The organism is Mycoavidus sp. B2-EB (genome assembly GCF_014218255.1).
In the GTDB taxonomy this organism is placed as follows: domain Bacteria; phylum Pseudomonadota; class Gammaproteobacteria; order Burkholderiales; family Burkholderiaceae; genus Mycoavidus.
Genome location: NZ_AP021872.1, coordinates 1613516 through 1634894 on the forward strand (window position 1 = coordinate 1613516; position 21379 = coordinate 1634894).

A 21379-nucleotide genomic window follows, 5' to 3' on the forward strand; every position below is an offset into this window, starting at 1 on the left:
AAGCACCATAATAAAGCGCGGCACTCTAAATTAACGGTTTTTATTCAGGAATCATTCATGTTATTGAGTCCTCTAAGCTTACTTCAATCGGCCTATTCTACTCTGCGCACTTATGCGTTCAACCATAATACGTCGCCTGTTCCTGAAGCTCATTCTGAATCAGCACCTCGTTTAGACTCCCCCTTTAACGACAATCCAGTGGAGCACGCGACGCAGGCAATTGGCTCCTGGCGGCAATCTACGCCAGCTAAACTTAAAGAAACTGACTTTAAGCCAATTTCCATTCCACTCAAAACCAAGCCTTCAGCTTACTGTTATTCGCTTAATGCAACTAGCTGGCTAGCAGTAGCTGAAGAGCTGCGGCCCGGCATCGCTCAGGTTTTACAACAGCACATACATACGTCGGAGCCTCACCGCACACTGGAAAATATTGCACTTTCGCCCAATAAACAATGGTTTGCTGCTTACTCTGGCTGCAAGATTGGGCTATGGTCAATCGACTCTGACACTTTAAAAACCAAAACGCCTAAACTCTTACGCATGCTTTCAGCTGAAAACGTAACCTCTGTGACGTTTTCTCCAGACAGTAAGTGGTTAGCCGCAGGCAATGCCAATGGCACCGCCCAAATGTGGTCAATCCAAACGGATGTGCCTACCCTTAAACAAACGTTCTCTTATCTACCCACGCTCAGACAGGCTCTGCATGGGTCCACCATGAACCGTGTTGCATTCTCACCAGACGGCAAATGGCTTGTGAGCTGCAATGGAAACGTTAACACCTGGTCAACTACGACTGATATACCAGCACACTCGCGCTTATCACTTGATGATTCGACACATGCGATCGCATTCACGCCAAATGGCCGTTACTTGGCTGTAGGAAGCGAGAATTGCTCTGTCAAAATATATAGCCTCGCGGCAGACCTCATGAGCTCAAGCCTTTCTGTGAACTTGAAAGCCATGCTCAGGAAGTGAGGAGCGTCGCTTTTCCGCGAGTGGCTAGCTTCAGGGAGTCAGGATGGCGCCATGAAACGTAACCCAGTCAACCCAGGAACCAACGGAGCGTGTCATACAATGCAGCGTTCGTTTTTTTCCTGGGAGGGCAATACACTCATCCTGAATATTCTCGGCAAGCCAAGCGCAAAACAAAATACTATTGGCCAAATTAAAGGGCATCAGCTCAAGGTCAGTATCACGGCTACGCCTTGCAACGGCAAGGCAACCGATCATATCGTGCGCTTTCTTGCAAGAGAATTCGGCGTGCCGATCTCAAGCATTGAAGTCGTGTTCGGCCGCATGAGTGTCAATAAGCAGTTGCGTATCAAAGCCCCTAAGCGGCTTCCCGCAGTCATTAGGCAGCAGGAATTAACCCCCAGCCATTAACCTTATCTGTATTTGCACGACTTCAATTCAGGAAATCCGTTATTGACGCCCCCCCTATTTCCTGCGTTTCTCTTGAGAATTCTTCGTTAGCATTCAGCATTCAATCACGCTCTATAGCAATATATTGCATGCAACCATGCATCACATTACATGCGCAGCCCATTTTTAGAGCGGACTCCATATGTTAGGAAATAAAATCACTAAGCCTATCTCGAGCAACAGCAAAAGATTAGCGGAGGAAAACGATCAAGATTCGTCGCCTAAACGAACAAAAACATCAAGAAGAAGCCAGGCGACTGAACCAGCATCCGCATTAATAAATCAAAATTCGTCATCTAAACCAGCAAAAACATCATTGGAAAATTTGCCGACTGAGGTTATAACGCCTATTCTATTAAAAACATCGCCAGAAGGCAGAGCCAAATTCGGGCAAGCAAACCGTTGGGCCAAAAAACAATTTGATGAGGCACAGCTCGCCCTGTTAAGACCTTATTCAGACAGCCCGCAAATAAATCATCTTTTGTTTCCTAAGAATGATGTAAAAATTATCGACCGCTACCCCGCCTTAAAAAAACTCGTTCAAAACATGCTTACAGAGCGCCCTTTCTCTGCAGAGGATAGTGAGCAACTACACGATTTATTGTGTTCTAAGGAAGGGAGAAAGGTTTTTGAAGAATATCCGTCACTCAATGATCTGATCAAAAACACTATTTTAAAATGGTCTTTCTCAAAGGAAAATGGCGAGCGCATATATTCTCTGCTCTGTTCTGAAGAAGGAAAAACCGCCCTTGATAAAAGTCCATCTTTAAATACACTCATCAAAAATATCCTGTCAAAGGATATTCTTTCAAACGCAGGTAGTGAGCATATACATCATTTTCTAAGCTCTCCAGCAGGACAAGAAATACTGATCCAAGAAAGGGAAAAGGCGTTTAAACAAGTCGGAAAAAATGCAGATCTTAATGAAGAAGAAAACATTGCACTTAAACAGTATTCCCCGTTAAATGAATTAATCAAAAGTGTTATTGCACAGCAAGTTTCTTCGAATGTAATAAGTGAAAAAATTTATACTTTCTACTTTTCTGAGGAAGGACTCAACGCGCTTGCAGCACACTCCTTGTTAGATTCACTTTTTAGCGCCATACTCTCAAAAAAAGCTTTAGCAAACAAACCGATACATGAGTTTTTATGTAGCGAAGAAGGAGCCGCAGCTTTCACGCAATGCCCCCCATTGCGTCCACTCATCGAAGCTATTCTTGCGCAACACATTGATCAAAAACACGTTAATAAAGCCGTCACACTACTTTGCTCTATCAATCCAGATCATCCAGTTATCACGCGACAGCATCTGGTCGATTTTGAGTGGTGCAAAAGCGATACAGGAGCAGAAGGGGGGGCTCTCTCCGCTCAACCATTAGCGCCTGAGCAGAGCTCTCATGTTTTTAAACATTTGCTTTTACTTCTTAGCCAAAAACCCAAATTCGATGGAGAAAAGTTTCTGCAAATTTCTCCTGAAAGCATGCGAGATGGAGTTCTTTGGACTTATGATGCGCTGCTTCGCTCAGATCCTTCAAGACTCTTTGATTTTAAGGCGATGCTTGAAAGTAGGGGATTCATCCATGATGATATATATCATAGCGATGAAGATGAAGATGAGGTATCGCACCCCATTATTTGGGCCTCTTGCATAGGCCATGACCCGCGTTTCCTGCACGAGCTTTTGCAGGAACACTTCAATCCAAATGCATTTAATCAAGAGGGTGAAAGTGCATTGCATCTGGCTGCCGAAGGAAATCGTGTTGATTCCGCCCTACTTTTACTCCAGTACCATGCGAAATTAGACGCGCGGGACAATCAAGGAAAAACCCCTTTGCATAGCGCGGCGGCAAATAGCCTCAATGTAACTCAGGTATTCATCAATGCTGGGGCAAATATAAACGCAAAGGATCATCAGGGAAGAACCCCTCTACACGCAGCAATAAGTGCAGAACATATGAAGCTGGAGGTTATTCAACTACTGTTTGCAACGGGCGCGGACCCAACTATTAAAGATGCGCAAGGTTTAACTGCACGCGACCTTGCGCAGCAGATAAATCGAGGTGAAATATTCGATTCTCTATTGGCCGCCAACCCGCCCAAGAGAAGCCCGCTTTAACTGCAAGCGTTGTGTCAGAGCTTATGCGCTACAAGAAATCACGCAAAAGCCGTCTGCACATCAAAAGCAAAGCCACGCGGCGCTTTGCGAGAATCCTCAAAGGTCACAATCTCATACGCATCTTCATGCGCAAAGAGCTCGCGTAATAATGCATTGTTAAGCTTATGCCCGGATTTATACGCCGCATAAGAAGCCAACAACGGGTGGCCCGCCACGTATAGATCTCCAATCGCATCCAGCATTTTGTGCTTTACGAATTCATCTTCATAACGTAATCCATCGTTGTTTAAGATGCGGTATTCATCCAGCACAATTGCGTTATCCATACTGCCGCCTCGCGCTAAACCCAATTCGCGCATCGCTTCAACTTCATGCGCAAAGCCAAATGTTCGCGCGCGCGCTATCTCCCGCACATAGGAGGTGTCAGCAAAATCAACCACGAGTTCTTGACCGGTTTTGTCAACCGCAGGATGGTGGAAGTCAATCGTAAATTTGAGCTTAAAGCCAGAGTATGGCTCAAAGCAGGCAAATTTATCACCCTCGCGTACCTCAACGCGCCGTTTAATTTTGATGAATTTCTTAGCCGCGTTTTGCTCTTCAATGCCAGCGGACTGCAATAAAAAGATAAACGAAGCGGCACTGCCATCCATAATTGGAATTTCTTCAGCGGTCACGTCTACGTAAAGATTATCAATCCCGAGCCCGGCACAAGCAGACATAAGATGTTCAATGGTCGAGATGCGCACCCCTTCTTTTTGCAGCACCGAAGCGAGCCGAGTATCGCCGATGCTGGTTGCCAAAGCTTGGATTCCAACTGGCGGCATCAGATCAATGCGCGTGAACACGATACCCGTATGCGCTGCAGCAGGACGGAGCGTAAGCTCGACCTTCCGACCAGAATGCAATCCGATGCCAATGGTTTTGACAATTGATTTGATGGTGCGCTGCTTTAGCATATTTAATATTTATAATCGAAAACATTGAACTAATAGTTGAATTATACTCAATTCATCCTATTTACTTTGATCAAACTGTTGGGCCCTGTTACGAAGAGCAAACTAGGGTAGACACCCGTTTGCTCTTCGTCATAGTGGCGCTTAGGGCAAAGCACGCGTCGGCGCTGCGCGTCAATCCGCCTGGTTACGCAAAAAAGCTGGAATATCATATCGATCCACGCCTTTTTTCTCTAGCGCGCTAACATGAGCGGATGCTGTTTCACGCGAGCTGCGCCAAACGGCAGGGGTCTCAAATGCACCATAATCAGTGGTGTTCGACAATGGGGTATGAACCAAATTAACCGGCACATTATCCGTTCCAGTTTTTAATAGCGTCATGGGCACCGCTTGCACTTTTTTGTGCGCCCGACCTAAACCCGTCGCGACTACGGTTACGCGCAGCGCCTCGCCCATTGCATCATCATAAACCGTGCCAAAAATAACCGTCGCATCTTCAGCCGCGTAGCTTTTGATGGTATTCATGACTTCGCGCGTTTCAGACAAGCGTAATGAGCGGCTCGCCGTGATATTCACGAGCACACCGCGCGCACCTGACAAATCCACCCCTTCTAGCAATGGACTCGCCACCGCCTGTTCTGCCGCTACACGGGCACGATCAATCCCGGTTACCGTAGCGGTGCCCATCATCGCCTTACCTTGTTCGCCCATAACGGTTTTCACATCTTCAAAGTCAACGTTGACTAAACCTTCGACATTGATGATTTCCGCAATGCCCGCGACAGCGTTATGGAGCACGTCATCCGCGCACTGAAAACATTTATCCATTTCAGCATCATCGCCCATGACTTCAAACAATTTGTCATTGAGCACAACAATTAATGAATCCACTTCAGCTTCAAGCGCTTGCGAACCTGCCTCAGCAATGCGCATCCGTTTGCCCCCTTCAAACTCAAAGGGCTTCGAGACTACGCCGACGGTCAAAATCCCCATTTCCTTAGCAATTTTCGCCACTACGGGCGCAGCGCCCGTGCCCGTACCCCCGCCCATACCAGCGGTAATAAAAACCATATGGGCGCCACGCAAACAATCCATGATGCGCTCACGCGCTTCTTCGGCGGAAGCTTGCCCCACCTCAGGTTTAGCCCCAGCGCCTAAGCCGGTTTTACCAAGTTGAATCACATGCGCGGCTTGTGAACGCATCAGCGCTTGCGCGTCTGTATTCATGCACAAAAAATCGACTCCTTGCACACCGCGATTAATCATGTGCTGTACCGCATTGCCGCCAGCCCCGCCAACGCCTACCACCTTAATGATGGTGCCACTGGTTTCTGTTTCCAGCATTTCAAATTCCATGGTAACTCTCCAACAAAATAAATTAATTTAAACCTTAAATTCCTACTGGCTTCTCAATGCTTAAAAGTCGTTCAAGCCACCGCTTTGCTGCTGCATCTACAACCCCACTCTTCCCTGTTCATTTTTTTTAGAAACTGCGTAAAAACCATTCTTTCATGCGCGCCCAAATTTGTGCCGCCGAGCCCGCGCGTACGGCAACTTTACGACCCCTACTCCGCTGTGCCTGGCCTTCAAGCAAAAGCCCCATCGCAGTTGCGTAACGTGGGCTGCGCACGACATCGGCTAACCCGCCTATATAGTGCGGAACGCCAACTCTTACCGGTTTCAAAAAAATATCTTCGCCTAATTCGATCATGCCAGGCATCAACGCTGCGCCACCCGTTAACACCACGCCGGAAGACAATAATTCTTCATAACCCGATTCGCGCAACACCTGCTGTACGAGTGAAAAAAGCTCTTCAATGCGCGGCTCGATGACGGCCGCTAACGCCTGCCGCGATAACATGCGCGGACCGCGTTCGCCCAGCCCAGGCACTTCAATCATTTCATTTGGATCAGCCAGTACTTGCTTCGCAATGCCGTGGCGCACTTTAATATCTTCTGCATCTGGCGTAGGCGTGCGTAAAGCCATCGCAATATCGCTGGTGATTTGGTCACCCGCAATCGGAATAACCGCCGTGTGCCGGATTGCGCCTTCCGCAAAAATAGCGATATCCGTCGTACCGCCGCCAATATCCACTAAGGCTACGCCGAGCTCTTTCTCATCTTCGGTCAGCACCGCAAGGCTTGATGCTAAAGGCTGTAAAACCAAGTCATTCACTTCGAGCCCGCACCGGCGCACGCATTTGACGATGTTTTGCGCCGCTGAGACTGCACCTGTCACGATATGCACTTTGACCTCTAGCCGAATTCCGCTCATGCCAATCGGTTCCCGCACATCTTCTTGCCCATCGATAATGAATTCCTGCGTGAGGATATGCAGGACTTGCTGATCGGTCGGAATATTGATGGCTTTTGCAGTTTCGATCACGCGTGAAACATCGGCCGGTGTCACTTCCTTATCTTTAATCGCCACCATTCCGCTTGAATTAAAACTGCGGATATGGCTACCGGCAATGCCCGTGAACACATTCGTGATTTTGCAATCAGCCATGAGCTCGGCTTCTTCTAGGGCGCGCTGAATGGACTGCACGGTGGCTTCAATATTGACTACCACGCCTTTTTTAAGCCCTTTCGATTCACTTTGGCCAAGACCAATCACTTCGTAGCGACCCTCGCTCTTTTGCTCAGCCACTACGGCGACCACCTTCGAAGTGCCAATATCGAGTGCAACTAATAGGTCTTGATAATCTTTCATAAAGTCAAATTAAAGCAGTAATAATTAAAGGTCCAGCCGCTTTAAGCACGGTACCGTTATTCCCCAGGAGGCGCAAATTGCATCCCCGCCACACGCACCGCAAAGCCATTTGGATAGCGCAAGTCGACATATTCGATCTGGGTTCCCCATTGTTGGATTAAGTATTGCCAGGCAGCCACCAAACGGCTGCAACGTTGAGCAAGCGTGTCCTCATTCAAATCTCCACTTGGCTCACGCCCCAATTCAATGCTCATGCCGTTCGCCAGTTCAACGCTCCAAGCGTAGCGGGGCGACAAAGTGACCTCTTGCACGCGCGAACCCAGCGGCACAAGCCAACGCTTAAAATCGTGATAGCGCGCAACCACCTGCTGCTCGCTACCCGGCGGCCCATTAAAAACCGGTAAATCGTCGCCGGCTTCTGCCAGATTGGCGCTGAAACGCTCACCTTGAGTACTAACCAGCCAATCATTGCCCCAAGTGCCAAGTGGCGTATATTCATCGAGCGTGACCGTGAGCCGATTTGGCCAAATCCGCCGCACGCTCGCGTGGCGCACCCACGGCATAGATTCAAAAGCGGCGCGCGCAGCATCCAAATCCAACGTAAAAAAATTGCCGCGTAATTGACTGATGATGGCTCGCGCACCTTGCAGACTAAGATGGCTAGTTGCACCCTCAATCCGCAACGCGCGCAGCGCAAAAATCGGCTGCCGATTTAACCAAGACGCTAAACTCATCAACAATATCAACACCCCACATGCGCCAAGCAAGTTAGCCAGTAAGTTAAGTTGACGAAAGTTGCGCCACATACGGATCTGATCTCTTTAAACCAAAGTCAAAGACAGGATTTGCCACACCAGGTCTTCATAACTGAGCCCGAGCGCAGCAGCCGCTTTGGGCACCAGCGAATGGCTCGTCATGCCTGGGGCCGTATTCACCTCTAAAAACCAGGCTTGGCCGTTGGCATCAAGCATTAAATCCAGCCGTCCCCAACCGTTGCAACCGAGCACTTTGAAAGCCTGTAGGGCAAGTTTTTGCAAACGTTTTTCCTCCGCGCCGGCGAGTCCGCAAGGAATAATATATTGGGTGTCTTCAGCAATATATTTGGCGTGGTAATCATAAAATTCCCCAGCGGGGATGATTTTTATGATCGGCAAATCAAGACCTTCGACAATGGATATCGTATATTCCCCACCTCCGTCGATGCCTTTTTCAGCCAATACAACAGGCTCATGGCGCGCAACTTCTTCCAAGGCCGCCGCCAAGCGATCCGCTGTTTTGACTTTAATAATGGAAATGCTTGAGCCTTCATGAGCTGCTTTCACGAAAATCGGCAACCCCAGTTGGGTGATCATTTCTTGCGCTCGCACTGCATAGTTTTCGCCGCGCAGCACAACTGCAAACGGGGGCGTGGGAATGCCGTTATCCCGCCAGATCGATTTACTGCGCACTTTATCCATGGCCAAAGCGCAACCCAGCACTCCGGAACCGGTATATGGAATGCCAAGATATTGCAGTGCACCTTGCAGCGCGCCATTCTCGCCCTCGCCCCCATGCAGCATGTTAACCACGCGCGTAAAGCCCTCTTCTTTGAGCGCAAAAAGCGACCGTGCGCAAGGATCGAAGGGCCACGCATCGACGCTGCGCGCGCGCAGCGCCGCTAATACGGCCTGACCAGAATTCAGCGACACGTCACGTTCTGCGGATGCGCCACCATATAACACGGCTACTTTGCCAAATACTTTCGGATCCATGGTTACCCTATCTCATACCTTCAATTTCAGTACGCGGCTGCGTCAGCCACACCGGAACGCAGCCCATTGAGCCAGCACCCATCGTAATCACGACATCGCCGTTTTGCGCCAGGCGAGTAATCGCCTCGGGCAACGCTTCGATAACCTCGGTAAATACAGGTTCCATCCTGCCTAGCGCACGAATAGCGCGCACCAGCGCCTGCCCATTGGCAGCAGCAATAGGCACTTCACCTGCTGGATAAACTTCACTCAGAATGAGCGCATCCACGCTAGACAGCACTCGCACAAAATCATCAAAGCAATCACGGGTACGTGTAAAACGATGCGGCTGAAAGGCCAGCACGAGCCGCCGCCCAACAAAAGCGTTACGCGCTGCCTCAAGCGTGGCCGCCATTTCGACTGGATGGTGACCATAATCGTCAATCAAGGTATAACTGCCGCCGCCGCTTAGCGGTATTTCTCCGTAGCGCTGAAAGCGGCGGTCTACGCCAGAAAACTGCGCCAACGCTTGGCAAATCGCCTCATCGGCAACCTCTAATTCCGTAGCAATTGCAATCGCCGCTAAAGCGTTACGCACATTATGCGTACCCGGCAAATTCAACTCGATCGCCAAGGGCGCGGCATCTTCGCGCAACACGGTAAAGCGCATGCGGCCCGCATCGGCACAAATATCCACCGCCCGGATCTGCGCTTGCTCTGACAGCCCATAACGCACGATGGGCTTAGTCACTGCCGGCAGAATCTCACGCACATGCGGATCGTCAATACAGAGCACCGCAATCCCATAAAATGGCAAACGCTGCGTAAATTCGATAAAAGCCTGCTTCAGTTTCACAAAATCATGCCCATATGTTTCCATATGGTCTGCATCAATATTGGTGATGACTTCAATCACCGGAAACAGATTCAAAAAAGAAGCGTCTGATTCATCCGCCTCAGCCACAATAAAATCTCCGCTCCCAAGCCGCGCGTTCGCCCCCGCACTATTTAAACGCCCGCCAATCACAAAGGTTGGATCAAGCCCACCCCGCGCCAAGACACTTGCTACTAAACTCGTGGTGGTGGTTTTGCCATGCGTGCCAGCGATCGCAATCCCTTGCTTTAAGCGCATCAATTCGGCGAGCATCGCGGCACGTGGCACCAGTGGAATGCCCCGTTGACGGGCGGCCCGTACTTCCGGGTTATCCGCTCGCACTGCGCTCGACACCACCACCGCGTTAGCGTTTCCAATATGGGCCTCCCGATGGCCAAAGACGATGTGCGCACCCAAAGCCATTAACCGATCCGTGACTGCAGTTCGGTTTAAATCTGAACCGCTAACACCATATCCCAGGTTTAAGAGCACTTCGGCAATGCCGCTCATGCCCGAACCGCCAATGCCAATAAAATGCAGGTTTTTGACAGCATGCTTCATGGCTGCCCCCGCTTGCGGTCAGCCACCGCTAAACAAATTTTGCTCACTTGCTCAGCTGCATCTGACTTAGCCAGCAGACGCGCACGCCCTGCCATTTGGCTCAGCGCTTCACGGGTTTGGGCCTTAAGCCAAAGCGCCAGCTTGGCGGCCGATAAATCGCGTTGCTGGATCATCAGGGCCGCCTCACGGGTAGCTAAGAAAGCCGCATTCGTTGTTTGATGATCATCAACTGCATGTGGAAACGGCACCAACAGCGCAGCGACCCCTACCGCCGCAATTTCAGCAATCGTCATCGCACCCGCGCGACAAATGACTAAATCGGCCTGGGCATAGGCTTGTGCCATATCCTCAATAAATGGCGTTAACTCGATTTGCACCTGATCATGCAAGCCTGCAGCGGCATAATTAGCACGCAAAGCGTCAATCTGCCGCACACCAGCTTGATGCACCACATGCGGCCGCTCGTGTGGCGCTAAAGTGCTTAAGGCACGTGGTACAACTTCATTCAACGCCGCCGCGCCTAAGCTGCCACCTACCACGAGCAAACGTAAAGGCCCGCTGCGCTGCGCATAACGTTGCGCTGGCTCAGGCAAGCCAATGAGCGCATCACGCAACGGATTGCCAGTCCATTCAGCGCGCGGCAAGACCTCTGGGAACGCCACCAACACACGCCGCGCAATCTTGGCGAGTACACGATTAGCCAAGCCAGGAATTGAGTTTTGCTCATGCAAAATAAACGGACAGCCACTCAGCACAGCCATCACGCCCGCTGGAAAACTAATGTAACCGCCCATCCCGAGCACTACTGCCGGTTTCACTTTGGCTAACACACGCCAACTTTGCCAAGCCGCGCACAGCAAATTAAAAGGCAGCATAAGTTTGGTGAGCAAGCCCTTGCCGCGCAACCCGCTAAAATGCACGAACTCAATTGGGATACCGTGTTTAGGTACCAGTGCGGCCTCCATCCCCACTGGACTGCCAAGCCAGATGACATGCCAACCATGACGGCGCATCCGATGAGCCACAGCTAGCCCTGGAAACACATGCCCCCCGGTACCTCCCGCCACAATTAACAAGGTGCGCGTATTACTCATATTTTTCCTCCGCGCATCAAGAAACGATTTTCATAGTCAACCCGCATCAATAACGCCAGCGCAATACAATTAAGCAAAATACCTGAGCCGCCATAGCTCACCAGTGGCAGGGTTAAGCCTTTAGTCGGCAGCAAACCAAGATTCACCCCCATATTGATAAAAGCCTGGGCCCCTAGCCATAAACCAATGCCTTTGGCGGTTAGCCCTGCAAATACGCGATCTAGCACCAGCGCTTGACGGCCGATTTCAAAAGCGCGCCGCACCATCCAATAAAACAGCGCAATCACGATTAATACGCCTAGAAAGCCAAATTCCTCGCCAATCACCGCAAGGATGAAGTCCGTATGGGCTTCGGGTAAGTAATTGAGCTTTTCAACACTGCCCCCTAACCCGACGCCGAACCATTCACCACGACCGAAAGCAATCAACGAATGCGTCAATTGGTAAGCTTTACCCTGCACATAACGGTCATCCCACGGATTCAGGTAGGCAAAAATGCGTTCACGCCGCCAGGGCGATAGCCAAATCAACAGCGTAAAAGTCCCCACCACGGTTAACGCAATCCCACCAAACCATTTACCATCCACCCCGCCCAGAAACAGCACGCCCATCGCAATCACCGCGATGACCATAAAAGCCCCCATATCAGGCTCAAGCAATAACAACGCTCCGATACAGCTCACCGCCAACGCCATGGGCAAAAACCCTTGGCCGAAACTATGCATTAACGCTTGTTTACGCACGGTGTAATTCGCCGCATAGACCGTCACCGCGAGTTTCATAATCTCGGACGGTTGGAGATTGAGTGGCCCCAGCGCAAGCCAGCGATGGGCACCGTTCACGCCCTTGCCAAACGGGGGAATCAACACAATCACGAGCAACGCCAACGCGAACAAGAAAAACTTAGAGGCAAACCGATCCCAAAGTTTAAGCGGCGCCCAAAATACGCAAAATGCAGCAAACCCGCCCAATAACAACGATATAACGTGCCGCAATAAAAAATGATTCGCCTGATAGGATGCGTATTTTGGTGCATCCGGCATCACAATCGACGCTGAGTACACCATAACTAACCCCAGCCCCAGCAGCGCAATTACGACCCACATTAACGGCGCATCATATTCAAGCATCTTCATAGAGCGACTCCGCAAGCGCTGGCTAACTCTTCAACGGCCTGCCGAAATACCTGCGCCCGATGGCGGTAATCTCGAAACATGTCAAAACTGGCGCAAGCAGGCGACAATAGGACGATTTCACCCGTTTGAGCCATACGAGCGGCTGCGTGCGTTGCCTCGCTTAGCGTTGCGCATTCGGTCAGCGGTACACCCGTCCCAGCCAAAGCCTGGCGCAAACGCGGAGCATCGCGACCGATCAACATCACGGCGCGGCACCAACGGGCAACCGGCGTCGCCAGCGGAGTAAAATCTTGCCCTTTGCCATCCCCGCCTACAATTAATACAATCCGGCGCGCTAAGCCATTGAGCGCGGCCACGGTTGCGCCGACATTCGTTCCTTTACTGTCGTCAATAAACTCAACCCCGTTTAAAGCACAAATCGTCTCAACCCGATGCGGCTCGCCGCGATATTCACGCAGGCCGTGCATCAGGCTTGCGAGAGGAAGCTCAAGCGCGCGACATAATGCCAACGCAGCCAATGCATTCGCCGCATTATGCAAACCGCGAATACGCAGTGCTTCAACCGGCATTAATCTTTTGACCACAATCTCATTTTCGATACCCGCTCGTGCGCGCGCGGATGTCGGCGCGCTACGCTCCACCACCGACTCAGCCACCGCTAGCCAAGTCATGCCATTCTCGTGCAGTAGGCCGTAATCACCACTGCGGCGCGGCGCATCGAGTCCAAAAGTCATCACGCCAGCGGTTTTAGGCGTTACGCTAGGCAGATTTTTTTCAGTCTCTTCGCTGATCCAGCCAGAACTTTGCGCCAGCGCCATCGTGTTCGCATCGTCACGATTCAAAATACGCACTGTATGAGCCCCAAAGATACGGCCTTTAGCGGCGGCATAGTGCTCAAAGCTCGGATGCCAATCCAAATGATCTTGTGTGATATTGAGTATCGCCGCGGCATCCGGTGCAAATGTATAAGCACTGGTTAACTGAAAACTGGAGAGTTCCAGCACCCAAATTTCCGGTAATAGATCCGCGCTAAGAGCAGCCGCTAAGCGCTCAAGCAACGGTGGGCCAATATTGCCAGCCAGGCTCACGCGATGGCCGGCCCGTTCGCACAACAAACCCGTAAGCGCCGTCGTTGTGGTTTTGCCATTGGTGCCGGTAATGGCGATGAGTTTCGGCCGATAAGCCTCTGTTGTCAGTGCGCGCAGCGCTTGCGCAAAAAATTCGAGCTCGCCCCACAGCGGTAGGCCACGCACATGCGCCTCTTCAAGGAGCGCGGCAAACTCCGTATGCCTGGGTGAAATGCCTGGGCTAAGCGCAATTAATTCAATGCCATCGAGTAAGGCCGGAGTGACCTCGCCGCAGATCAACTCCGCCTCGATCCGCTCTTCTTTGAACGCCGCGAGTTGAGGCGGCGCGGCCCGCGTATCAGCGACCCGCACCCGGCAACCATAGCGCGCGCACCAACGCGCCAAGGCCAGGCCCGAAGCGCCCAGACCTAGCACTAATACAGCAGGTTGTCGAAAATCGCCAAACATTGTCACCCTTTCTTTACCGCAATTTAAGCGTAGAGAGACCGATTAAAACCAGCATCAACGTAATAATCCAAAAACGCACTACGACCTGAGTTTCGCGCCAACCAGACAATTCAAAATGATGATGGAGTGGCGCCATCTTGAGTAAACGCTGCCCCGCGCCGTAGCGCCGTTTGGTGTATTTAAACCAGGTGACTTGCAAGATCACGGACAAAGTTTCGGCAACAAAGATACCGCCCATGATAAAAAGTACGATTTCCTGGCGTACAATCACCGCCACCGTGCCTAAAGCGCCACCTAGCGCCAGCGCACCCACATCGCCCATAAAAACCTGGGCGGGATACGTGTTATACCAAAGGAAAGCCAAGCCCGCGCCCCCCATCGCCGCGCAAAAAATCAATAACTCCCCAGCGCCCGGAATATGAGGAAACAACAAATATTTTGAATAGACCGCACTCCCCATCACATACGCAAAAATACCTAATGCCCCACCCACTAACACCACCGGCATAATGACTAGACCATCTAAGCCATCGGTTAAATTTACGGCATTGCTAGCCCCCACAATCACAAAGTAAGTGAGCGTAATGAAGCCATATAAACCTAATGGATAACTGATCGATTTAACAAACGGCAGCAGCAAGTCAGCACGCGCCGGCAGATCAACCGATAGACCACTGCGCACCCACGCCATAAAAAAATCAAAAACCGGCACATTACTGGCTTCTGATACGCTACAAGCAAGATATACCGCAGCAAAAAGGCCAATCAACGATTGCCAGCCATATTTCTCTCGCGACGACATGCCGCGCGGGTCTTTATGCACCACTTTACGATAATCGTCGACCCAGCCAATCAAGCCAAAGCCAAACGTAACGAGCATGACAATCCAAACAAAACGATTGGTTAAATCAGCCCATAATAAGGTCGAAATCGCAATCGCCAGCAAAATCAACACGCCACCCATCGTGGGCGTACCCGCTTTGACCAAATGCGTGCTCGGCCCATCTTGGCGTACCGCTTGGCCTATTTTGAGTCGCGTTAACTTGCGAATCACCCACGGACCGCACACTAAACCGATTACCAAAGCGGTAATAGCGGCCATGACCGCGCGCAAAGTCAGGTAATTGATTACGCGCAAAAAGCTTGCGTCGTTTTGTAGCCAATGCGCGAGCCAAAGTAGCATCGTCTTAATGTCCTCTTAATGTAAAACGGGCGTTTGGCCCTCAGTCGACTCAGCGCTTAACGCTGCCACAATGCGTTCCATTTTCATAAAACGCGAACCTTTAACAAGCACGGTAGCATGGGCGCCAAACCCCGCCGATAAAAGGTGTTCGATTAATTCTTCAGCGCTGCTGAAATGCTTAGCCTGCGCACCAAATGCGTGACAGGCCGGGCGCGTAGCATCGCCTAATGCATAGAGCACATCAATCCCGCACTCACGCGCATAAATGCCCACTTCATGGTGAAAAACTACGCTGTGCTGCCCGACTTCGCCCATTGCCCCCATCACCAATATGCGTGGCGCTGCGCGCGTTGCGAGCACATCAATGGCAGCCCGCATTGAATCCGGATTAGCGTTGTAACTATCATCGATGATGATGGCTCCCGCTAATGGCGCAACCCGCGCCACCTTAGCCACCAACCTGCCACTCACTGGCCGGAATTTTTCCAGACCGCACCGAATCACTTCCAGCCCAACTCCAGCTGCCAGCGCGGCAGCAGTAGCAGCCAATGCATTGCGTGCATTATGGACACCCAACACCGGTAAAGTAAGTTCGAATTGGCCTTGGCTTGTCCGCACTTGAAGTGGGCTCTCGGCGCGCAGTACGCCACTGACTGCAGCCTCACTCGTCAGGGCAAAATCAATGATCTGCCGTCCTTGCGCGGCAGCGCGCCAAAGCGGTGCATAGACATCGTCTGCCGGAAATACCGCCGCCCCATGCGCTGGCAAGGCCTGCAATACACTCATATGCTCGCGTGCAACCGCCTCCACACTGACCATAAATTCTTGATGCTCGCGTTGCGCATTGTTAATCAACGCGATGGTCGGTTCGGTGAGAGCAGCGAGATGCGCCGTTTCACCCGGGTGGTTCACACCAAGCTCCACCACGGCGAGTTGATGCGCCGCATTTAAACGCAATAAAGTAAGCGGTAACCCTATGTCATTATTGAAGTTGCCACGTGTCGCAAGCCGCCCTTCTTCCCCCACCGCTTCGGCAAAAATTGAAGCGATCATTTCTTTAACGGTGGTTTTACCATTGCTGCCTGTCACAGCGACTAATGGCAACTCAAATTTGCGACGCCAGCCATGCGCAAGCGCGCCAAGCGCGCCATGCGTATCAGGCACCTGTAAAGTGGGTAAAGAGATCTGACCGGTCGGGCGCGAGACCAGGAGTGCAGCCACTCCACGCGCGGCCACCTCCGCTAAAAAATCGTGTCCGTCAAAACGCTCGCCCTTCAGAGCAACGAAAAGATCACCGGGTCCTGCGCTGCGGCTGTCCGTACAAACCCGCTCAAAATACGCGTCTGGCTCACCCAAAATCTGCGCGCCCGCAATCAACCGAGCCGCCTCACGCAATGACAATGGATTCATAGATGATTCCCCATCGGCTGCGTCGCACGTGCCGCCAATGCCAGCCGTACGTGATCTTGATCAGAAAATTGATATTTATGGCCTTGTATTTCTTGAGTTGTCTCATGGCCTTTGCCGGCGAGCAAAATCACATCTTTGGATGCCGCCGCGCGGATCACGCGCAAAATAGCACGCGCGCGATCTTCCGTACATTCAATGCGTGCCGGATCAGACATGCCCCGTAAAATATCTTGTAGGATCGCTGCCGGCGATTCATCACGAGGATTATCGCTGGTGAGCACCACTACGTCAGCCAGCCGTTCGGCACAGCCCCCCATCAAGGCGCGTTTACTTGTATCTCGATTACCGCCACAGCCAAAAACACAGATCAACCTTCCGCCACGGGCGCTCACGATTGGGCGCAACGCAACCAAAACCTGGGTTAAAGCATCCGGGGTGTGCGCATAATCAACCACCACGAGCGGTTCATTCAAGGTTAGATTGCCGCCTAGGCGCTGCATCCGGCCAATGACTGGCTCCAAATGCGCAAGTTGAGCGAGCGCGACCTCAAATGGCACATCTGCTGCTAATAATGCGCCTAGCACTGCCAGCAAATTACTGACATTGAAAGTACCTAGCATAGGCACGCTCACTTCACCCTGCCCCCAACTAGAAACCACTTTGAAGGCGGTGCCAGCAGCCAGCGCACGCACCTCTTGCGCGCGCAGTACGCCATCTGCTTTGAATGGCTGAGGCGTCGTGGTCCCTCCATCCACACTATAAGCAATCGTGCGGACCTTGCCTTGCACCCGCGCCAGCAAACGCACTCCAGCTAGATCATCACTGTTAATAATGGCGCAGCGCAAGGTCGGCCAATCGAATAGGCGCGCCTTCGTGTTTTCATAATTTTCTAAGGTGTGATGATAATCCAGGTGATCATGCGACAGATTGGTGAAAATCGCTGTATCAAAAGCAATCCCATTGACTCGTCCTTGGTGCAAGCCGTGCGATGACACTTCCATCGCAACCGCTTGCGCACCTGCGCTACGCATCTGCGCTAAACTACGCTGTAATTGAGGCGCATCGGGAGTCGTAAAGCCAGTCGCCACCAATTTATCCGCCAAGCCGTTCCCTAACGTACCCATCAGCGCACATGGCCGCCCCAGCGCGGATAAGGCTTGCGCAATCCAATAGCTACAAGAAGTTTTGCCGTTGGTGCCGGTCACACCCGTAATAAATAGAGTTTCACTGGGCGCGCCATACCATTCACTCGCGATCGGGCCCGCCAATTCAGTCAGCTTCGGTATGGCTAAGGTTGGCACGTCAAAATTTTCCGCCTCTACCAAACCGATCGGCGCTGCCTCCGACTGGCCAGGCTGCCACAGAATTGCGCTGGCTCCTTGTTGGATTGCTTCGCTAAAATAACGACGCTGTTCAGCTTCAATGACGGCATAACTTAAATACACATCGCCTGACTGCACCACTCGGCTATCAGCGCATAAATGAGCGCCAGCCGGAACCCGCGCACGCAGCCAGTTCATTACATATTCCAGCGTACTCACGACTTGGTGATCCACGCATAAACCGTGTGTGCCGCTCATGGGTTAACTCCTAAGCGCTGCGGCTGGGTATGCTGTGCTGCCACCATTAATGGAATCGGTTTATCTGGGGTCACATTTAATGCGCGCAATGTGTCATTCGCAATCTCCGCGAACACCGGTCCCGCGACCTGGCCACCAAAATGCTTGCCTGCACGGGGTTCATCGATCGAAATCGCCACAATAATGCGCGGCGCCGAGATGGGCGCAATCCCAACAAACGAAGCACGATATTTTGATTTATCGTATTGGCCTTTAATATGTTTATACGCGGTGCCCGACTTGCCACCCGCTCGGTAGTCAGCCAGCAGCGCATCCGGTGCCGTACCGCCAGGCCCAATCACCGCCTCAAGCATCTGACGCACTTGGCGCGCAGTCTGCGGCGCAATAACCTGCACGCCGGCGATGGGTTCATGCCCGCCAGCGCCAACCTCAGAATTTTTAAACAGCGTGAGCGGCAATAACTGCCCATCATGGGCTAATACCGTATACGCACGCGCTATTTGAAACAACGATACTGAGATACCATACCCATAAGCCATGGTTGCTTGTTCAATCCGCCGCCAGTGCTGCCAAGGCCGCAAGCGGCCAGCGACCGCTCCCGGGAAACTAATCTCCGGCGCCTGTCCAAAACCAACACTAGTAAACATTTCCCACATCTCCTCCGGCTTGAGCTGCAAGGCGATTTTAGTCGTGCCAATATTGCTTGATTTTTGTAATACTTTGGCCACCGTCAATTGACCAAAATCACGGCTATCGCTGATCGTTGCATGGTCTAATTTATAACGGCCAGGCGCTGTGTCAATCAGCGTAGTTGGCGTTACACGCTTTAAGTCAAGCGCGCGCGCCAGCGTCAGCGGCTTCATAATCGAGCCCGGTTCAAAGGTATCGGTCAACACGCGATTGCGTAACTGCGCGCCCGTTAATTGGGTCCGACGATTCGGGTTATAAGCCGGATAATTGACCAATGCCAGCACCTCGCCAGTCCGTGCATCCAGGACCACGGCGGCTCCCGCTTTAGCTTTGTGACGCTGCACCGCCTCTTTCAAATCGTTGTAGGCGATATATTGCAATTTACTATCAATTGATAAAGTTAAATCACGTCCATCACGCGGCGACACCAGTTCATCCACATCCTCCACCACGCGCCCCATGCGATCTTTAATCACGCGGCGACTCCCGGGCATGCCGATGAGCTGCTTTTGCATGCTGAGCTCAATCCCTTCCTGGCCTTCATCTTCAATATTGGTAAAGCCAACCAGATGCGCCGTGATTTCTCCTTCTGGATAAAACCGTTGGTATTCTTTACGCTGATAGATCCCGGGCACATCCAACGCCGCCACCTGCGCTGCCACGTCAAGCGGCACTTGACGTTTGAGATACACAAAACTTCTGTCCTCGGCCAATTTGCGCCGTAGCGCGGGCTGACTCAAACCCAACAATTTACTCAATGCCTCAAGCTTAGGAGCCGCCAGCTCAGCCGGCACATCTTCTGGAATCGCCCAGATGGCCCGAACCGGCAAGCTCGTCGCCAACACCACGCCATTGCGATCAAAAATCTTGCCACGCGTGGCCGGTAACGCCAATGTGCGCTGATAGCGGCTCTCGCCTTGTTTTTGATAAAAATCATTGCCCAACCCCTGGATCCACCAAGCTCTCACAGCTAACACGGCAAAGCCAAGAAATAATAAAAAGACGACGAATTTTGAACGCCATACCGGCAAGCGCAGCAATAACACTGGACTTGCCGAGAACGGCATGGCTTTAGGCGAAACCTGCCTCATCTGCCACCCCTCTCAAAAGAAGCGGGGGATTGAGATGCGCGTTTTACAGCGTTTTGGGGCAACCTAGATCCACTTAAGGCTTCAATCTCATCCAAATTGATGACCTGAGGGGTTAAATAATGCGTCAAACTGGACGTCACCGGCCTCATTTTGAGTGCGCGCTGCGCTACGCTCTCGATGCGCGAAATTTTTGATAAAGCGCCTTGCTGATATTGCAATTGCGACCAATCCTGGCGCAACTGACGCTCTTGCGCCTGGGCCAGATCGAGTTCGATAAAGATACGGCGCTGCTGATCGGTTGCATTGATCACCGATAACGCGCAGATCAGCAGTGCGCCGAGCAACAGTAAATGCACGCGGCTCATCACGCCATCCTTTCAGCAGAACGCATCAAGGCTGAGCGGGCCCGAGGATTCTCAGCAATCTCAGCCGCACTTGCGCGCACGCGTGCATGGAGTTTAAGTAATGGCGCTGGAAGCTCCGCCGCCCGCAGCGGCAAGCGACGGTCAAGTCGCGGCGCTTGTGCATGCTTTTTTAAAAATTGCTTAACTTTCCTATCTTCAAGCGAATGAAAGCTGATCACCACCAAGCGCCCTCCTGCTTCTAATAAAGTTAAAGCTGCTGCCAGCGCTACTTCCAATTCTTCAAGTTCTTGATTAAGGTAAATCCGTATAGCTTGAAAGGTGCGCGTAGCCGGGTTTTTCCCCGGTTCACGAGTTTTAACGGCGCTGGCCACGACCTCGGCCAGCTCACGGGTACGCGTGAGCGGTCCCAACCGCTCACGGCGCGCAATAATCGCTTTTGCAATCTGCTGAGCAAACCGCTCTTCCCCATAATCCCGTATGACCTCCGTTAGTTGCGGTTGTGATACACGCGCTAACCACTGTGCCGCCGACTCGCCACGGCTTGGATCCATCCGCATATCCAGTGGCCCATCCGCTTGAAAACTAAAACCGCGTTCAGCATCATCCAGTTGCGGCGAAGAAACGCCCAAATCTAATAAAACCCCAGCGACCTGCTGGATGCCACGCTGCGCCATTTCTTCGCGCAACCTAGCAAAACTACTATGCACAATCTCAAAACGCGGATCTGTAATCTGCTGCGCCGCCGCCAACGCTTGCGGATCTTTATCAAAAGCCACCAAACGCGCCGCCGCGCCAAGCCGCCTCAGCAACAATTGGCTGTGACCACCCCGCCCAAAAGTGCCATCGATATAAATTCCATCGGGCCGCCACAGCAAGGCATCCACCGCCTCTTCGCGCAGCACCGTACAATGTTGCAAATCCTGCAT

The 21379-nt window shown here is 51.9% G+C and carries 17 protein-coding genes and 1 pseudogene; 3 read left to right on the plus strand and 15 right to left on the minus strand.

Annotated elements, in window-relative coordinates; genetic code table 11:
* Positions 1 to 57 precede the first annotated feature (57 nt).
* The 3 genes from MPB2EB_RS07145 (at position 58) to MPB2EB_RS07155 (ending at position 3538) form a co-directional block, all read left to right on the plus strand.
* Positions 58 to 975: a WD40 repeat domain-containing protein gene (locus MPB2EB_RS07145; protein WP_185181643.1), complete on the plus strand. Its 918-nt coding sequence runs from the start codon at positions 58 to 60 to the stop codon at positions 973 to 975.
* Positions 976 to 1026: 51 nt separating this feature from the next.
* The gene (locus MPB2EB_RS07150; RefSeq protein WP_232534430.1) at positions 1027 to 1383 is read left to right on the plus strand and encodes a DUF167 domain-containing protein; all 357 of its coding nucleotides are present in this window, start codon (positions 1027 to 1029) and stop codon (positions 1381 to 1383) included.
* Positions 1384 to 1564: 181 nt separating this feature from the next.
* Entirely contained in the window at positions 1565 to 3538 is a 1974-nt protein-coding gene (locus MPB2EB_RS07155) for an ankyrin repeat domain-containing protein (RefSeq protein ID WP_185181644.1), read from the plus strand.
* 38 nt (positions 3539 to 3576) lie between these two features.
* Here the strand turns inward: MPB2EB_RS07155 and lpxC are convergent, their stop codons facing one another.
* The 15 genes and pseudogenes from lpxC to rsmH form a co-directional block, all read right to left on the minus strand.
* A complete protein-coding gene (lpxC, locus tag MPB2EB_RS07160; RefSeq protein ID WP_185181645.1) occupies positions 3577 to 4494 on the minus strand; it encodes a UDP-3-O-acyl-N-acetylglucosamine deacetylase in 918 nt (305 codons plus the stop codon).
* A gap of 171 nt (positions 4495 to 4665) precedes the next feature.
* Positions 4666 to 5847, minus strand: coding sequence for a cell division protein FtsZ (ftsZ, locus tag MPB2EB_RS07165; RefSeq protein WP_185181646.1), 1182 nt, complete (start codon positions 5845 to 5847; stop codon positions 4666 to 4668).
* A gap of 127 nt (positions 5848 to 5974) precedes the next feature.
* Positions 5975 to 7204, minus strand: coding sequence for a cell division protein FtsA (gene ftsA, locus MPB2EB_RS07170; protein ID WP_185181647.1), 1230 nt, complete (start codon positions 7202 to 7204; stop codon positions 5975 to 5977).
* A gap of 56 nt (positions 7205 to 7260) precedes the next feature.
* Positions 7261 to 8010, minus strand: coding sequence for a cell division protein FtsQ/DivIB (locus MPB2EB_RS07175; RefSeq protein ID WP_185181648.1), 750 nt, complete (start codon positions 8008 to 8010; stop codon positions 7261 to 7263).
* A gap of 15 nt (positions 8011 to 8025) precedes the next feature.
* Positions 8026 to 8955, minus strand: a complete 930-nt coding sequence (locus MPB2EB_RS07180) for a D-alanine--D-alanine ligase (protein WP_185181649.1) — start codon at positions 8953 to 8955, stop codon at positions 8026 to 8028.
* Positions 8956 to 8962: 7 nt separating this feature from the next.
* Positions 8963 to 10369: a UDP-N-acetylmuramate--L-alanine ligase gene (murC, locus tag MPB2EB_RS07185; RefSeq protein WP_185181650.1), complete on the minus strand. Its 1407-nt coding sequence runs from the start codon at positions 10367 to 10369 to the stop codon at positions 8963 to 8965.
* Positions 10366 to 11463, minus strand: a complete 1098-nt coding sequence (gene murG / locus MPB2EB_RS07190) for an undecaprenyldiphospho-muramoylpentapeptide beta-N-acetylglucosaminyltransferase (RefSeq protein ID WP_185181651.1) — start codon at positions 11461 to 11463, stop codon at positions 10366 to 10368. The genes murC and murG overlap by 4 nt, the downstream gene beginning before the upstream one ends.
* Positions 11460 to 12575: pseudogene (gene ftsW, locus MPB2EB_RS07195) on the minus strand (putative lipid II flippase FtsW); the annotation flags it as partial. The gene murG and the pseudogene ftsW, both read right to left, overlap by 4 nt.
* A 20-nt stretch (positions 12576 to 12595) precedes the next feature.
* A complete protein-coding gene (gene murD, locus MPB2EB_RS07200; protein WP_185181653.1) occupies positions 12596 to 14134 on the minus strand; it encodes a UDP-N-acetylmuramoyl-L-alanine--D-glutamate ligase in 1539 nt (512 codons plus the stop codon).
* Between the two features lie 13 nt (positions 14135 to 14147).
* A complete protein-coding gene (mraY, locus tag MPB2EB_RS07205) occupies positions 14148 to 15317 on the minus strand; it encodes a phospho-N-acetylmuramoyl-pentapeptide-transferase (RefSeq protein WP_185181654.1) in 1170 nt (389 codons plus the stop codon).
* A 15-nt stretch (positions 15318 to 15332) separates the two neighbouring features.
* Complete coding sequence (gene murF / locus MPB2EB_RS07210; RefSeq protein ID WP_185181655.1) at positions 15333 to 16727, minus strand: UDP-N-acetylmuramoyl-tripeptide--D-alanyl-D-alanine ligase; 1395 nt, start codon at positions 16725 to 16727, stop codon at positions 15333 to 15335.
* Positions 16724 to 18307, minus strand: a complete 1584-nt coding sequence (locus MPB2EB_RS07215; RefSeq protein WP_370576595.1) for a UDP-N-acetylmuramoyl-L-alanyl-D-glutamate--2,6-diaminopimelate ligase — start codon at positions 18305 to 18307, stop codon at positions 16724 to 16726. Before MPB2EB_RS07215 ends, murF begins: the two co-directional genes overlap by 4 nt.
* Positions 18304 to 20088 carry a penicillin-binding protein 2 gene (locus tag MPB2EB_RS07220; protein ID WP_185181656.1) on the minus strand — a complete coding sequence of 595 codons (1785 nt, stop codon included), beginning with the start codon at positions 20086 to 20088 and terminating at the stop codon, positions 18304 to 18306. The genes MPB2EB_RS07215 and MPB2EB_RS07220 overlap by 4 nt, the downstream gene beginning before the upstream one ends.
* Complete coding sequence (gene ftsL, locus MPB2EB_RS07225) at positions 20085 to 20453, minus strand: cell division protein FtsL (RefSeq protein WP_185181657.1); 369 nt, start codon at positions 20451 to 20453, stop codon at positions 20085 to 20087. The genes MPB2EB_RS07220 and ftsL overlap by 4 nt, the downstream gene beginning before the upstream one ends.
* On the minus strand, positions 20453 to 21379 hold the full coding sequence (rsmH, locus tag MPB2EB_RS07230; RefSeq protein WP_185181658.1) for a 16S rRNA (cytosine(1402)-N(4))-methyltransferase RsmH: 927 nt from the start codon (positions 21377 to 21379) through the stop codon (positions 20453 to 20455). Before rsmH ends, ftsL begins: the two co-directional genes overlap by 1 nt.